At 35.7% G+C, this 16,760-nt stretch carries 10 protein-coding genes; 3 read left to right on the forward strand and 7 right to left on the reverse strand.

Annotated elements, in window-relative coordinates; genetic code table 11:
* Positions 1-271 precede the first annotated feature (271 nt).
* A complete protein-coding gene (locus tag ACN5L8_RS02625; RefSeq protein ID WP_419172225.1) occupies positions 272-5,233 on the forward strand; it encodes a hypothetical protein in 4,962 nt (1,653 codons plus the stop codon).
* On the opposite strand, the gene ACN5L8_RS02630 is transcribed toward ACN5L8_RS02625, so the two are convergent.
* Genes ACN5L8_RS02630 through ACN5L8_RS02640 form a run of 3 tightly spaced genes read right to left on the reverse strand, consistent with a single transcriptional unit; the run spans position 5,220 to position 8,038 of the window.
* Positions 5,220-6,245, reverse strand: a complete 1,026-nt coding sequence (locus tag ACN5L8_RS02630; RefSeq protein ID WP_419172226.1) for a hypothetical protein — start codon at positions 6,243-6,245, stop codon at positions 5,220-5,222. The genes ACN5L8_RS02625 and ACN5L8_RS02630 overlap by 14 nt on opposite strands.
* Entirely contained in the window at positions 6,242-7,327 is a 1,086-nt protein-coding gene (locus ACN5L8_RS02635) for a hypothetical protein (RefSeq protein WP_419172227.1), read from the reverse strand. Before ACN5L8_RS02635 ends, ACN5L8_RS02630 begins: the two co-directional genes overlap by 4 nt.
* Positions 7,328-7,366: 39 nt before the next feature.
* Positions 7,367-8,038: a hypothetical protein gene (locus ACN5L8_RS02640; RefSeq protein ID WP_419172228.1), complete on the reverse strand. Its 672-nt coding sequence runs from the start codon at positions 8,036-8,038 to the stop codon at positions 7,367-7,369.
* Positions 8,039-8,379: 341 nt separating this feature from the next.
* Between ACN5L8_RS02640 and ACN5L8_RS02645 the strand changes: the two genes are divergently transcribed.
* Positions 8,380-10,158: a S41 family peptidase gene (locus ACN5L8_RS02645; RefSeq protein WP_419172229.1), complete on the forward strand. Its 1,779-nt coding sequence runs from the start codon at positions 8,380-8,382 to the stop codon at positions 10,156-10,158.
* 24 nt (positions 10,159-10,182) lie between these two features.
* Here the strand turns inward: ACN5L8_RS02645 and ACN5L8_RS02650 are convergent, their stop codons facing one another.
* The gene (locus ACN5L8_RS02650) at positions 10,183-11,007 is read right to left on the reverse strand and encodes an SAM-dependent methyltransferase (RefSeq protein WP_412473461.1); all 825 of its coding nucleotides are present in this window, start codon (positions 11,005-11,007) and stop codon (positions 10,183-10,185) included.
* A gap of 75 nt (positions 11,008-11,082) precedes the next feature.
* Entirely contained in the window at positions 11,083-13,182 is a 2,100-nt protein-coding gene (locus ACN5L8_RS02655; RefSeq protein ID WP_419172230.1) for a hypothetical protein, read from the reverse strand.
* A gap of 330 nt (positions 13,183-13,512) precedes the next feature.
* On the opposite strand from ACN5L8_RS02655, the gene ACN5L8_RS02660 reads away from it, so the two are divergent.
* Positions 13,513-14,250: a glutathione peroxidase gene (locus ACN5L8_RS02660; RefSeq protein WP_419172231.1), complete on the forward strand. Its 738-nt coding sequence runs from the start codon at positions 13,513-13,515 to the stop codon at positions 14,248-14,250.
* Between the two features lie 40 nt (positions 14,251-14,290).
* Here ACN5L8_RS02660 and ACN5L8_RS02665 read toward each other — a convergent pair whose 3' ends face one another.
* Both ACN5L8_RS02665 and ACN5L8_RS02670 read right to left on the reverse strand, forming a co-directional pair.
* Positions 14,291-16,477 (reverse strand): glutamine synthetase III, encoded by a 2,187-nt coding sequence (locus tag ACN5L8_RS02665; RefSeq protein WP_158536905.1) that lies wholly within the window; start codon positions 16,475-16,477, stop codon positions 14,291-14,293.
* Positions 16,478-16,552: 75 nt separating this feature from the next.
* A complete protein-coding gene (locus ACN5L8_RS02670) occupies positions 16,553-16,699 on the reverse strand; it encodes a hypothetical protein (RefSeq protein WP_158536906.1) in 147 nt (48 codons plus the stop codon).
* Positions 16,700-16,760 lie beyond the last annotated feature (61 nt).

Consider the following 16,760-nt stretch of genomic DNA (forward strand, 5'->3'; position numbering starts at 1 on the left):
TAAAGTTCTACTGAGCATATTAGGGGCCAAAAACAGCTTTTTTAAATATGGTGATATTTTGACAATTAAAATAGTCACATTGAGTTCATTTAAATAAAAAGATATGAATGCCCACTATCTGAGCTAATCCATCAAGTTTAAGTCCACATATTTCAGGTGCAACTAGCTGAAAGCTCATAAAAGTTGAAAATTACTACGGCATTTTTTAACCTTACTTTATATTAATCTTAAGTAGTTACGTGATTGAGACGATAATTACTTGGGATAGTAAATGAAGAAATACACGGATAAGTTAAAATTCATACTGGTAAGTACACTAGTGCTAGTGATGGCGTCATCGTGTGTACCTGAAGCGGCCAATAATCGTCTAACTTCTAGTACAGATAGTGAAGACGTTGGTAGTAACATCAACGAACCAGACTTTGAGTCGTCGGCAACATATATTCAATATGGTGGCAGCACTTTCTCTTCAGTCTTTGAAATTGATAATTACTTTGATGATCAGATTACACTTAAAGGTGAAGGTGTACACAATTACGTTAAAGAAAACCTAGCAGACACATATTGTGCAGTTGTTAATTTTCCTTCTATTAATTCGGGAACACCTCTTCTTGTGGTTGGTTTTCCACAATACACTATAAATGTAGAAGACTCATCACGTGAATACTTTATACGTTTCACTTATCGTAAGGATGATGCCGGATTATCACAGAGCTATTGCGGTAACTTACAAACTTATTTTACAGCAAACGGTCTTGACTGGTCTAAAGTGACTTACAAAGTCTCAGACCTTTCTTCAAGTTTATCAAATGTTTCAGTTACTTCCGGGCCACTTAAGTTTGCCACCTCAATGGGAAAAGACCTATCAACGAATCTTGGAAACAACTTGGCCTTTAAAGTTTATTTTACATACAATGGCGACAATAGTGGTGGGAGCAATAACCTCTGCAGTAGCGATAGTGCATGTGCAACATACGGAAGTGATTTTTGCTGTTTAAGTAATCAATGTGTTCAAGATCTTTCACAAAAAACAGAAACAGTACCAAATTCAATTCTTAATGAAATTGAACTCAATCCATCTGCTATTTACAATTATCCAAATTATTACAATATCTGTACAGTAGGAAGCACTCCACCTACAGATAACGAAGATCAATATACTCCAGATGAAGAAGCAGCTATTCGCTTTAATCGTTTAAAACAATTATATCAGTGTACAACTCCAATCGATGGAGAAAGAGGTATTTGTACAACTATTTATGAAGGTGCGCGTACAGATCTCGTTTCAAATTACGAAACGAATATCGATGATACAAACTTTGACTATATTTATAAAGGGACTAAACCATTTTTAAATTCTGTACACGAAGTAAGATATCAAAATGCAGTTATCTATAAAGATGGCTCATCAGTTAGACCTGGAGAGGTATCAATCTCAGGTGAAAATGACAACTTAACTGACACAACAAAGCTTACAATTACCACAGCATATGATGAAGATAATAAATATAAAAATCTAGAAATAGACGCTTATACTGATGTTTCATGTAAGAGAATCAATAACTTCCAGGCACAATGTTATAAGGTGTATAAACAAGGACAAAATGAAGGCCTTATCACAGACCACTACCCTGGTACACAACGCTTTCAAATTCCATACTATGCAAATCTAGGAAATAAATTAGTTGTACAAGTTGATGATGTAACTCGTACACAAAATACATCTTGGAACTTAGAAGTTGGCGCAATCAATGAAGTTGTCTTTAATAGCTCACATATTGTACAAGACTCACAAACTGTAAAGATCATCTTTTATGTTGATTTAACTAATCACACAACAATACTTGATGCAAAAGAAAAGGCACAAGCAGAAATCGCATCATATTGTAAGTGTGCACTAAGAGAATGTGCTCTTGAAGAGGTTAGAAACACGAGTGATACAGTTGTCGATTATCAGTGTTATTTAAAACCAACACAAGATGATCCTCCGCTACAACAAAACTTCTATCTTTCTGCTAAGACTGCACCTCAAAGATATTTTGACTCAAACGGTGTAGCAAAGAAAGACTTAACTCTTTCAGATGTCATCGCCGACCCTACACTTGCTCAAGAAGGATCTGCTTTTGCTTATATTAGTGGAGACAAGGCGAAGCCAAATAACATTGATGGATATGTTGGATTTAATGAAATATACGGAAGTTTTGACTTAACAAGTAGTTCAGCAAAACCAGCTAAAGAGATTCAAGTTAAAGAAGGTACAACTTATGATATTTTTGTATCAGGTGGTAACTACTCTAGCTGTACATCTTGTGGAAATGACTACTACGCTTCTTCTGTAAAAATGTTCCCTAATGAATTTGAAAATGGTCCTGCTGGTTACCAGCCAGACCTTTCCACTTCTTCAAGAAGTGAGACAAGTAAATACCGCTCTGATGATTTTCTCTTTGGACGCGCCTGTTTTGTTCCAGCAACAATGATTGGATGGGCCCATCAGACTTTTGAAGATGTGCAAGAGCAGAGATTAAATCGTATGCGTACACAACACTTCATGTTCGCCAATGGTTATGATCGCGATTGGTATGGTTTCAATTATGGATCAGTCATTGGATCATTTGATGGAGTAAAATGGTTTGCTGTAGGTACAAAGAGACGTATCAAGGCCACAACGAATAAATTATTTCTTGCAATAAATGCTAAGTTTTCAGATCAAACAGTTGAAAATAGTTATTCAGTAACTGTTCAAGACTCTACTATTAATGGAAGTATTAGTATTCCAACAACTGACTTTGAAACAGATGGTGCTACTTGTCAGCAAGTTCATACTTGTAACACAGATAATGAATGTGTTTCATCTCTTGGTTGGGATTATGTATGTGAGAATATCTCAACAGTATCTTCTCCATATCCAAACTTTGATATCAATGCTAATGAGATTCCACAAGAGTTAGATATAGATCGCCTACTATCTTTAAATGGTACTTTTTCAGGTAATGTGAAACGATGTGTATATAGAGGTCGCGGTGCTGCTTGTCGACCAGAGTATAATGAAACAAATTCATCATCTATTTCATATACTGCTGTAGGGACAAAGAAACTTCACGGTTGCTCTTTTAATAATCACTGTCAACCTCTGGAAGGAGCAGACAACAAATACTTCAATAATCGTATCTCTAGAAAAGCAACTTCTCTAGCTCTTCAAAATGGGCAAGCTGACAATGATACTGAAATGGTTTCAACTGTAGGTTTAGTGGCACCAAGCCTTGGAAGACCTTTTAAATATAGAGGTGATGAAGAGCCAAACTACCAAGCAAGAAGAAATCTTATCCTTAATGATGTAAAAGGACTCTGTCTACCAGGCCGTGATGCAAACTTAGAAGATGTCGTAACATCTATGGATGAACCATCTGAATTCATGCCTGACTTTATTGGAAATATGGGTAATACAGTATCAGATATGCAAAATAATACTAATGAGAATATGTTCTTAAGCTGCCCTACTTTTGATACTAATGGAAATTATGTAGCATTTGATCCTCTTCAAGATGTAACAACTAAGACGACAGAACTTCAATTACTATCACGTTCTCAAAACTTAAGTACATACTTCTTAGAAGTATTTGATGGTCTAACAAACGAAGAGCTTCTAACAGATTTAAATGAAAGTGATACAAGTATAATCGAAAGTCTATCTCTACCGGTTAACGCTTGTTTAAGAGCGCCAGGTTCAACGTGTTTCACAGACCTTGACTGCTCAGCTTCTAAATTTGTGGCCGACAACACTAAAGGTGTTGCACTAGAAGATATTTTAACTCTAACAAGCCAATATGAATTATCATTCTGGCAAACAGAACTTGTGTGTTCTCAACCGGCCAGAGTAACAGACAGTGACTATGATATTAGAAATAATCGCTGTTGTTCAGAAATTGGAAATACATTTAAACTTCCGACTCTAGAAACGACTGGCTCACCTATTTCTACAGATTCATCTATTACAGCAACAGACACTGTTGATCTTGAAAGAGTTCCTGCAGCAGAAATCGGGGCCAAGGAAGCAACACGCTTCTCAGGTAATGTTCTAACAGAGTACGAGAGAAATACAGACTCTCTTAATACAATGGAAATCCAAAGAAATGATCTCACAGTTGATATCTCAGACCCAACAACACCATCTGTTGATAGACAATACAAATTATTGACAACATATGGTAAGAAGATGTGTTGTTCTGAAAACTGGGTCAGAAGTTTTAATAAAGATGAAAACGGTGGCGGCCATGAATGGGGTCCTAATAAGATGCAGCCCCATGGTCAACAAACCCTATCTGATTTCAAATGTTATAATTATGCTGAGCAAGACAAGGCAACATGTGATGGGAATAATGCGCTAAACGGTAATCTATGTTCTCTACTCGATATCCCAGAGCCTATCGCTCTAGATATAACGAAATGGCTTAGTTATTATGAACTAACAGGTATTCCTAATGTTGTCATAAAGGATCATATTGAATCTGTTCATGATACATCAGCTTCCTACCCAATGTGTAGAAAACCAATATATAGATCAGCAGCTGCGACTCCAGAATATTCAAATGGAGCTGCTCCTGATGCTAATCAAGATGAATATACTGATGACTTCTATACTCTAAACGGACTAACTAACGCGACAAGAGATGTTGATACAACAACACAGGCCGGACAAGACTTTAAAACAGTATTTGAGGCCGATGAGTTTGCATGTTGTATGCCAGCAGGAACTCAAATGGCAGCAGGAGATGATGCTAATATGTGTTGTACGGGATACATCAACCCACAAAACAATAAATGTCAGCTAAAGAATTATACTAATGTAACGGCCTATACAAATCGCTATGTCTCAAGTGAGCTACAAACATTACCAGACACAGAGTTTGAAGCAACAACAGGTATGATGACAGACCGAGAGAAACTAGCGGTAATTGCATGTGAAAGAGAAATGTGTGCAGAAGGATTTGTTGCTTTTGGACTTGTTCACGGACAATATGGACTTCCTGAAGAGACTCTTGAGGACGCTGATCAACTTGGTGCAGGTAATGTAAAAAGATTCATGCAAAACTATGATAATGATAATGAATTAGGACGCGTGGACTACTTCCTTGAAGGAATGAAGTGGAACTCAAATGTTTATTGTATTCCACAAGCTACAGCTAACGCACTTCAAAGCGCTACACCACCAGTGCAAGTTCTTAACTGTAATTAGATCTTATTTCAGTGATGATTTTATCTAAGATACTTTTTGCGGTATCAACATGATTTTCGCTTATGAAAGGATGTACTTTTAAAGTAAGAGAAAGTTTAGCGTTAAACTCCATGGCCACTAATCCAATGGGAAAATTTCTTGAACCAGGAGTCGTTGCAAACCACACCTCTTGCTCCCCTAAACTATCATAAGTTTCATCTCTCACATCCCATGAACCGACATTTGAAAATGTACCAAGCCAAAAATTTTTACCTGCTGATTTACGAGATAACTTTGCCATATAGCCTCGACCAAAGAGCACACCTATGTGATGTACCCACCAAAGTCCTATATGATTTAAAGTCTTAACTTTTGCACTAAAAACCTTTCTAATACTTTCATATGTAGAGTTAGCATTTAAGCGCATCTGGACAAATGATGTATGATTCTCATAAGGATTAATTTTATTGACGATGCCTCGAATATTAATTGGAAGTAACCAAGAATATGATTCATTTTGACTTTCTTCTTTTATCAACTCAAATACAAAACGATTCAATAATTCTAAGATGACGATATTTTGCGAAAGTTTATTCTCTTTCAAGTAATCGTTAAACTTTTTTGTTTCATCTACACTTAAGGCCTTTAGCGCAAACTCATAATTATTCTTAGGTCGTTTTTGACTTTGAATTTTCCAATTAGGTTTGTGTGCTGGTGAGATATCCTTTGCTCTAAAAGCGAGTTTAATATGATCAAAGAAACTAATCTCTTTTTTGTAATTAGAAAAGATTGGACCTCTTTTTGCCCCAAGCTTAGTAAGATAAAAAGGAATTGAAGCACTACCATCCATTAAGGAGTGTGAGTATTCAAAATACTGAGGCTCATGAATATCACCATCAATATATTTGGCCCTACCAATAACACATTGATCATTCTCTCCTCTTTCTTTTAGAATCTCATACCAAACACCTACCCAATCTCTAGAGAGGTAACGGTTTTTTAAAATACTAAATGGCCAAATAGAAAAGATCACAGAACACTTCCTTCAAATCGGAATTTTCTCGCTGGCCAAAGAGGACCTGATGTATCACCGTGAATTTCAAACATATGCCCTGTCGATTCAACGATTATCCCATCAATAAAGTACGAGAAATTAAACTTTTCCTGACCTGTATATAAATTACAAATATGAAAATCCTTCATCGTCTTATTAAGACTGAAATATTTTAGAATACTCATTATCATTTCTTTTTTTGCTTCATTACTCAATGATTTTTCAAATGATAAATAAAGAACTTCAAGAGTTTGTAAGATACCATTACTAACCCCTGGTCTTCCCATCAATTCTACAAGCTTTGTTAATAGCCTCTTAGGTGCTTGCATATTATATAATTTATAACGACGTCCCAATGACTTGTCTGTAATCATAAAAACTGCACTAAGCTTTGCTCCATCAAATACACCAAAGTATTTATTGTCCTTCTCATCAGTGATCTGCTCTCTTAGTTCAAGATTAGAGTTTTCACTACGATAGAAATCATTAAATTTCTTAAAATCTATTTTTTGAACTCTCCCTCTTGCTGGATTAAAAACTGGAGGACAGACAACGGAGTAAACATGGTAATTATCAATATGACGGTAATTGAAACCTCGGCCATTTTTCGTCAAGGATTTAATGGCACGCTCATTATCAGATAAAATTGCAGTATAAGACATTTCACATCTTAACTCTTCACTTAAATTTGGCAGGGCCTCAATGATATCTTTAAACAATTTTCTCCATTGAACTTTAGCTCTTCTGCCCCCAACGGGAGAAACTCGTAAGTCACAAAAATAAGCAACTGGTCGAAACTCTCCATTAACATGGCGAATTTGTCTAATAATAGTCCCTACTCCACAAATTGTTTCATCATCATTTAAAAAGACGAAACTCCAGTAGTGATTTCCTTTTCTTTCATAAAATTCAAAGAAGTTATCACCACGATCAAAAGACAGGGACTCTGTCCCTGTTTGCATATGTATATCTTTGTAGAAGTTTAAGATGGCGTCATTATCGGATTTTGTAGCGAGTCTGATATGACTATATGGTTCCATGACCTCTTCTAAGGTCAACATAGACGCCTCCTTAAAGACTTAAATCGGACTTTAAAAAATCTAAGTATAAGATTTAACTTTTCTTACTGATCTTGCTCTAACTAATCTCTTTAATAAGAAAGTAACAATACGACCAAATGAAAAGTGGACATTCATCATTGTTCCATACTCGATAACTTCATCATCTGGTTCAGTCATCCCTGGAAGTAACTTAGTATATCCTTTATAAAGTCTAAAAGGTCTAATAGTATTATAAATTTCACCTAATTTTGGTTTAGAACTTGAATATGCATAAATATAGAAGTTTCTTCTCATCTTAGTAGCTTCAAGATACATCATAAGCCAGAAGTAAACACCAAGCATGCGACATCTTTGGTAACGCGACATCCAAAGTGCGGTGGCCTCGAAGAGATCATTTTCAAAGTCAGGTACATCTTTTTTAAGTTTTGCTAAGGCCTCATCTGGTAGACTTTTAACAACACGTGAGTCACTTCCTAGTGCAAAAGTAAAACCACCACACATAACGCCGTGACGATTAAAAAGTGCGAATGTTTTATTTCTAGCGAGAAAGTCGATTGGAAACTTAACTCCAATTCTTTGGTAGGCCAATCTTTGAAATTCATTTAGTTCATCAACCTCAGTAATATTTCTAAGCTCCGAACGGTAGATACGCTTTACACGGCGTCCTGTTCCTACAATAACACCAGGTAGTACAGCTAATTGCTTTATCATATCTCTCTCCTCCATAGAGTATGTAACCGGGGACTATCTTAGAAAGTACAGCAGCCAAAAGTAAAATCTCATCCAAATATTAAGATTTCCCCATTTTCCTTGAGTGTACATATAATACCTATAAAAATAGGAGCTTATAAAGGGCCAATGAAAATCTTATTCAAAATCTAACAACAGTTTTGGCCATATTCGTCAAAAAAGATCTGTTTACAACAATTATTAGTGTCAACATGCCACCATATGAAAAGAGTCATTTTTGTAATGCTTTCATACATTTACGCAAAGAGTCATGACGTGTACATCAAGGATTGGTAAATTCCCTCATTCACAAAAGGAGCCCCATGAATACGATAAAGTATGTCTTAATCTTAACCATCCTCAATATTTCTTTTAATATTCAGGCAATCAATAAAACGGCCTTTTCTGGCAAAGAATTTTGGTATATCGATCAGGCAGACCGTGTAGAAATCTTAACTGATCTTTATAAGCAAACAAAAGCAGAATACGCTCTTTGGGAAATTAAGAAAAAGCGTATCGGTGTTGATGGAGATAAGTTATTTAAAGAGGCAATCGAAGCAGAAAAAACAATTGCTGATGTCGATGGTGCAATTGCTCAAGCAAGAAGCAATATGAATTTCTACGATCGTACTAAAAAGATCATCGCAACTTTCCAAGATACTCACTTTGGACTTAACACTCATATACCTGCACCTTGGATTGTATCTGGCTTTAATACTAAATACATCCCAGCAAGTGATAAAGTTGTTATTGCACAAATGTATGAGAAAGTTATTCAAAAGACGGTTTTAGAAAGCCGCTCAGGAGTTATCGAGCAAGTAGAACTTGGAGATGAGCTACTAAGCGTTGACGGTGTACCAGTAAAAGAGGCCATGAAAAACCTTATGCCATATATGGATGCATCAAGCGTTGGTTTTGCAAAGTCACAAGCAGGACGTTTTCTATTAGAAAGATACTTCCTTTTTCCATCAAGACCTTTCTTTGATGCAGAAATTAAGAGTGCTAAAAACGGAAGCATTTATAAAGTACGCCTACCACTTTATTTCTCTGGTGATACATCAGTTATTAGAAAGAAAGATATTTCATACTACCTTGAGCAAAAAGGTTTCCTAAAGCTTAAAGAGTTAAGATTTACTTTTTCAGATAAAGAAAGAAAATTTGTAAAGAACACTAGCCTTAAAGTAAAAGGCTTCGATTCAGGACTACCAAAAGGTGCAATTGAACTAGAGAATTGGACATCTGCAAATGGTGGAGGAAGTCCAATTGTTCACTCAGCTTTAATACTTAAAAACACTAAAGCCTATGCTTACCTTGCTGTAAATTCATTTTCGGTATCGACTGTTTATAACAATGGCCAAAGCAAAAGCTTCCTTGATGCTTTAAGACAAAACATTAAATATTTTAAAGATCAAGGCCTAGACCTAATTCTAGACATAAGAAATAATGGTGGTGGAAACGGTGGTTACCCTGCACAACTACTTTCAATGCTAACTCAAGAGAATGAGACTTATCCAAATGCAACTTGGGCAACAGCAACAACACGCTATATGCGCCAATTAATAGAATACTATGGGGTAAGAGAGTTATTTAAAGATATCAATGGAATGGATTGGGAAAGACAATCAGATGCATTCTTTGAAGCAGCATATAACGAACGTCCATACTCTAGAGCTGTACAAAATGAAGATATTACAGCAGATGAAGAAGTTGGTGGTTACAATGGAAAAATCGTCGCTCTTATCTCTCCAAATTGTATTTCAGCGTGTGATATCACAAGTATTCTTCTTAAAGGATCAAAACGAGCTAAGTTAATAGGTACACATGCTAATGGAACAGGGGCAGGTTATCGCTCAAATGATGAATACAATACACAGTTTAAAGACCGTTTTCATGTATTCTCTACTCAGATCCCTAATATGCTATTTGGTTACGGACAATCTGAAGTTAGCTACAAACAGGACCTAGGTTTAGACTCGGCCTATGAACTAAATTCAGAAAATGTACCTGTTAAGGCAGATATTGAATATGTAGAGACATTAGAAGATTCTAAAAACTACATGTCAGGATGGATTTCAAAAGCAATTGAAGTATTAAATCAATAATTGATCTCGGCCGCTTAATAGATCTTACTTATTAAGCGGCCTTATCATAAAGCCGATCTCTCTGCGATGAGATGGTAAATGAAAAACTGTCACATCATATTTATCCGAGAAGTTCTTTACCCACAAATCAATCTTTTCTAAATCACTTAAGACTGGTGTTTTAATCGTAAGAAAGCCACCTTTAATATCTTTATAAAAGTCCATAATGCGTCGAGATTGATTTGTATTTAAGTCTCCATTTAGATTTAGATCTGAAATCAACCAATCACAATGTTTTGGTAATTGAGTTCGAGTGATATCAAATACACTCTTTTTAATATGTTCAAAACTATTACCGAACTTTTCACTAATAATTGGATCCATCTTAGCAGGATCAATTGAGACGAGCTTAGCACCTCTTTCTAATACATAGTATGAAATTCCACCAGGAGCACTCCCTACTTCAATAACCTGATCATCTGATGATAGCTCTATATTAAATAGTGTAAATGCTTGGTTAATCTTATGATATGCACGAGCAGGTACTTCCTGCGCTAATTCAACCTCTTCAATATCAAATGTATCGAGCGAAGTAGAAATTGTACGATAAGACCAGAATTGATTCTCTGAGACTGCGACAAACTCTCCAGCACATGGCTTTTCCTGACTCTTCTCATTAAAGACTGCTTGTCTGCGTGCAAAGATTAAGGGATTTGATGTTAGTTGTTCTTCATATGAAGAAGGGCCTTTCATACTGATGAATTCTTTATTAGAGAAACTTAATCTAAGCTTAGGATGCTTTAACTTAATTTCTTCAAGTAGAAGATCCTTTAGCTTTTCATGATAGAAAAATAAGTAAAAATCGTTCATAGGCCCATCCTAACATGATTTATATGCACATGCGCCCATAAATTGTTTATGGGCGTATACACAAGTATATTGAAATTATAATGATGCAGGTGAACGAAGATTTTGTTCAATCTGAAATTGAGTAAAGATATTCTCCTTATTCTCTCCTTCAGAATAATAATTCTTATAAGGTATTGAACCATTTAAATTAGCACTAAAACTTCCTTTATTTGAATAAGAACCAAATAGTCGACGAATGAGATAGTCTTTTTCAACGTGATTATTAATATTGTAAGCAATATCTTTAAAACGCCACAGTGGTAGTTCATGCTTATACTTTGCATAGAGTTGCTTTGAACCTATTTCCATACATGCTGCGACCATTCTTCTGCGCTTTGAAGGCCTAAAGAAATACTTCCAACGATACTTTCTTTCACACTTTCTTTTTATTTCAGAAGTATACTTTCCAACGGACCACTCTTTTAAGAATGTCCCATATGAACGATAAAGCTTGTGACGACAAGCACTGAAAAAAGACCTTAGGCGTCTAAAAAAGTTCTTTGATTTTCCACCACAAGCTTCTTTAAAGATATCGTAAACTTCAGATGAATTACGATTTAAGAAATTTGCCATATTAGAATTATCAATTGTCATAGTAGATGAAAACTCAGCAGGTGCCTTAACTGTATAGTTATCAAAGACTGAAGCAAAGTTACCATAACTTTGAGTGCGATCTCTAATAAGACCTCTCATCTTTTTTTCGGTTTTATTCTTACTCCACTTATAGTCCTTATTTACCTTGCTTTGCTGATCAAGGGTCATGGTATAGACATTAGAGCTAAAGATATCAAAATCACGACGAGACTTAATAAGCTCCTCATTTGATTCATAATTGATATCAACGACCTTAGAATCAACTCGATCATTTGAGATTAATTGATCATAGCCAACTAGTTGACCAAGAACGATATTAAGTAATTTAGTAAAAAAGTTTTGTGTATACGATAGACGTTCATAGCGATGAGAAAAGAATTTATAAACCTTTCCATCTTTTACGACCTCTGTCGATTCTGTTTGAGAGTCTTTGACCCCACCTATAATAAAGGCCAAGTACTTACTCTTTTTTAATTCTTTTTTACGATTTTCATAGCTAGTTATATTATCTGCTAATTTTGAATAATTAAATTTTCCAAAACGAGTTACATTTTTTAACTCAGATAACTTCTCTCTATCATGTAAGTCCTGAACATAAATAGACATATAGGCCTTATATGATTTTTCAAAACTATAACTAAAGTCATAGCGAAATAATGTAAGCTTAACAATATTTAAAAAGTCCGCCATAAGCGTGATATTTACTCCAGCTGAAATTAACTTAGAATCTTCTGCTGTAAGACGTATTAACTCATTTTCTTTTGCATTATCTGCCGGGCCAAGTCTTTGTATTTCAACAGAGGACTTTCTTTCATAGCTAGCAAGTGCACCAGCTGCAACACCAATACCTTGATAGGAAGCAGTTGCTGCCGCTCCAGCTGCAAAAGTAAGTGCATCTTCTTTTTTGATAAAATCGTAATCACTTAATTTATCAAAATTTTCTGGATTCAAATAACGATACATAAAGAATAAACGATCAAAGTTTGTCTGAAGAGCATCCGTTGCATTTGCAGCAAAGTGATTGTAGCGAATTGTTCTTTTAAGAGATAAATTACTATAAGACTTCAAAACCCCAGGAGCAATATCAATGATCCCCTTTTCTTGAAGAGCGCTTAAGAAATTACGGGCAGAAATTTCAATCACCATCTCATCATTTACAAGATACTGATCCTCATCAAAAAGAGAAGGTGCAGCTGAGCGATTAAACATAACTTTAAAACCATGAAAATTTCCAGCGTGTCTCCACCCCACAAGATTGACACCACCAAAGAAACCATTTGATTCATTACTAAGTCGATCACCAATGGACTGGTAATTTGCTTCGTAATTGTCATAAATCGTTTTATAAATCGGCGATATGTCGGCCAGATCTGTATCGGAAAACTCACTTTCTAACTTATACTTATCAACACTGAAATTAGAAAATTGAACAGATTCCTGCCCTGTCTGTGCAAAAGCAAGATTTAGATTAGTAAAAGTTGTGAATGTTAAAATGAGAAGTAGAGTTTTCAAATTCTTCTCTGCATTACCTTTAGTGTTCACGGTTCATCCCCCTATTTCCCCTGTGGACTATCCACATTGGACCTTTGGTAGGAAAAGAAACGGAAACTAACGTGCAATACAGATTCTTAGCCTAAAAGGGATGTTCGTTCATTTATCGACGCAGCGCAAGAATATTCTTATCCATTATTAACACTAGCTTAATTTCATATATTTACCCTTTTTTTTTGATAGATAATATTGAATACGTCTTAATATTAATTTACTGGATTTATATCCTAAACCGTTCAATAATAAGTTTAACAAGTTAAAGCGATGAAAATCGTTTATAAATTAACTAATAATTACTGAGTAAATAACTAGGAGAAAAGAATGAAATTTGAAAGTATTGATGGAAAACAAGTACCTAAGACATCGTTTAAAGTTTATAGAGATGGTGGCCTGGTAGATTTAAGTTATGATGATGTGTTTAAGGGAAAGAGAGTTGTCGTATTCTCACTACCTGGTGCATATACACCAACATGTTCATCAACACACTTACCTCGTTATAATGAACTGGCCAATGCAATCAAAAAAGAAGGTGTTGATGAGATCTATGTTCTCTCAGTAAACGATGCTTTTGTAATGGATGCTTGGATACAGGATCAAAACGCAGAAGATATTCACGTCCTACCTGATGGTAATGGTGAGTTCTCAAAAGGTATTGGACTACTTGTTGATAAATCAGATATTGGTTTTGGATCACGTACTTGGCGTTACTCAATGGTGGTAAATGACGGTGTGGTAGAAAAGTCATTTATTGAACCTGATAAGCCAGGTGACCCATTTGAAGTATCTGACGCTGATACAATGTTAAAATACTTAAACCCGCAAGCTAAAGCACCTGAGGCCATTGCTCTATTTACAAGACCAGGTTGTCCTCACTGTCATCGTGCAAAAGAGCTTTTAACAGAAAAAGGCCATAAGTATAATGAAATTATCCTTGGTAAGGATACTTCAAATCAGGCCCTATTCGCTATCACAGGTCAAACAAAAGTTCCGCAAATTTTTATCAACGGGGAGCTAATTGGTGGACGCGATAAATTAGAAGAATTATACGCTTCAAAGTAAAAAAATAAGGCCAGCGTTAAGCTGGCCTTCTACATATATCTTAAATACAAAAAAGCATTTCGAAGTAAGTTGGAACTGGCCACATATCATCAGGAATAATCTGCTCAAGATTAGCACAATTTTGTGCAATCAATTCACTTACAGGCATCAAGTCATAAGCAATTTTTCTAGCAGCTTCTTCTTCTGAGTTTTTCTCATGTAAGTCACTTAGGGCATTCTTTAGGTTTCTCGTTTGCTCAAATGCACCCTCAAGAGAGAATTGTAGCTCTTTTAGAAGTTCTTTTTCGACAGTTGCCTCAACCTTACATGATTTACTCGCTAGAATTGAATTCGTAAGTTTTTCTTTATATTGAATCGCTGCAGGGATTACATGCTGATTAACCATTCCAATGAGAGTATTAAATTCAATCTCACGCTTAGTGATATAAGCTTCTAAGTGAACGTTATAAAGAGTCTCTAATTCAGAATTGCGATAAATACCATGCTTCGTTAAAAATGAAGTCTCATCTTTATTAACTAAATACTCTAAACAATCTGCAGTTGTTTTAAGATTTGGTAGTCCCCTACGCTCAGCTTCTTCTAACCATTCTTGAGAGTAACCATCGCCATTGAAAATAACATTCCAAGACTCATTTAATAACTCATGACAAACATCTAATAAGGCCTGATCAACAGGTGTTCCTTCATTAATTTTGCTTTCAAGCTTATGATTAACTTCTTCAAGAACACTTGTCACAGCTCCATTGAGAATTGTTAGAGGAAATCCAATTGATTGATCAGAACCACATGCTCTAAATTCAAACTTATTTCCAGTAAAAGCAAATGGCGAAGTACGATTTCGGTCCGTATTATCTTTTGGAAGCTTGGCAAGTTGTCCAGCACCAAGATCTAGTATTTCTTGAGACTCTGGAGCAAAGTCAGATTTTTCTTTAATTGCTTTAAAAATTTTCTCAATTGTTGATCCAGTAAAAACTGAAATAATAGAAGGAGGAGCTTCATTTGCACCAAGTCTATGGTCGTTACTATGAGAAGCAATAGAAGCTCTTAGTAGTTTTGCATGGCGATCTACCGCAGTAATTACGGCAGCAGTAAAAGCTAAGAAGCGATAATTTTGATGAGGCTCTTTTCCTGGATTTAATAAATTGATTCCAGTATCACTTGCAAGTGACCAATTTAGGTGCTTACCTGATCCATTGATTCCAGCAAACGGTTTTTCATGCATTAGAGCTTCAAAGTCATGGCGCTTGGCCACATTTTCAATTGTCGCCATAACCATGTGATTATTATCTGCAGAGATATTTGCATCTCTAAAAATCTGAGCAATTTCAAATTGTCCTGGAGCAACTTCATTGTGACGAGTCTTTGCAGGAATCCCTAATTTATGAAGTTCAAAATCAAGCTCTTCCATAAACGCCATAACTCTTTCATTAATAGCGCCAAAGTAGTGATCATCTAGTTGTTGGTTCTTTGTTGAAGCAGCACCAAAGAGAGTTCGTCCAGTCATTACGAGGTCGCGTCTTTGGTAGTAATAGGCCTTATCAATTAGGAAATATTCTTGTTCTGCCCCACAAGTTGCGATAACGCGTTTAACATCAGTTTCTCCAGTTAAGTGCAAGAACTTCTTTGCTACTTCACCAAGAGCTGAATTTGATCTTAGTAATGGAGTCTTAATATCAAGAGCTTCTCCGTGATAAGAAACAAAGGCCGTTGGAATACAAAGTGTTTTTGACTGTCCAGAGCCGATTAAGAACATTGGAGATGTTAAATCCCATGCTGTATAACCACGGGCCTCAAAAGTTGATCTCGCTCCCCCATTTGGGAAAGAAGATGCATCCGGCTCACCTTGAATAAGTTGAGTCGCTGATAATTCTTCTATTGGCTGTCCTGTTGAATAATCGTAATCGAGAAAGGCGTCATGCTTTTCAGCAGTTGCACCTGTTAAGGGTTGGAACCAATGGCAAAAGTGAGTTGCGCCTTTATTTAAGGCCCAAGCAGTTACGGCCTTTGCCACAATCTGCGCCTGAGACTCTGTGATTTGAGCGTTACTATTAATGACTTCGTTAATTTCTTCTCTAATAGAATCAGGGATTTCTTCAGCTGTTTGAATATCAAATGTATTTTCACCGAAATAATCTGATATCTTGTGATAATTTCCAGCTGTATCCTTAGGGCGAAAAAAACTTAAGCCTTGACTGATAGTGTCATTAAGACTACTTTGAACACTCATATACTTCCTCTCCATGGCAGTGAGTTATTATTACCAATATTATAGGAAAGGATGAATATTTATGCCAACAAAATCTTATTGAGAAATTTGAATTTCTTGGAATGTTTGGATTTTAGAATAATCAATTGTTTCGGCCTTGATTTTAGACATACAAAGAACACAACCTGCCATTAAAACAAAGACCATTTTTAATATTGCTTCATATGCATCTGGTGGTAACATTGCGAACTCCAAAACTTTAAGCTACAAAAATAATTGATAGATAAATGCATAATTGCAAAAG

It is taken from the genome of Halobacteriovorax sp. (assembly GCF_048381875.1).
Classification (GTDB): Bacteria; Bdellovibrionota; Bacteriovoracia; order Bacteriovoracales; family Bacteriovoracaceae; genus Halobacteriovorax_A; species Halobacteriovorax_A vibrionivorans.

Bases quoted from the DNA above. Each gene is read 5' to 3' on its own strand.
- ACN5L8_RS02650 (WP_412473461.1), bottom strand. From the start codon at position 11,007: ATGAACGATTTTTACTTATTTTTCTATCATGAAAAGCTAAAGGATCTT.
- ACN5L8_RS02645 (WP_419172229.1), top strand. From the start codon at position 8,380: ATGAATACGATAAAGTATGTCTTAATCTTAACCATCCTCAATATTTCT.
- ACN5L8_RS02640 (WP_419172228.1), bottom strand. From the start codon at position 8,038: ATGATAAAGCAATTAGCTGTACTACCTGGTGTTATTGTAGGAACAGGA.
- ACN5L8_RS02665 (WP_158536905.1), bottom strand. From the start codon at position 16,477: ATGAGTGTTCAAAGTAGTCTTAATGACACTATCAGTCAAGGCTTAAGT.
- ACN5L8_RS02635 (WP_419172227.1), bottom strand. From the start codon at position 7,327: ATGTTGACCTTAGAAGAGGTCATGGAACCATATAGTCATATCAGACTC.
- ACN5L8_RS02670 (WP_158536906.1), bottom strand. From the start codon at position 16,699: ATGTTACCACCAGATGCATATGAAGCAATATTAAAAATGGTCTTTGTT.
- ACN5L8_RS02660 (WP_419172231.1), top strand. From the start codon at position 13,513: ATGAAATTTGAAAGTATTGATGGAAAACAAGTACCTAAGACATCGTTT.
- ACN5L8_RS02625 (WP_419172225.1), top strand. From the start codon at position 272: ATGAAGAAATACACGGATAAGTTAAAATTCATACTGGTAAGTACACTA.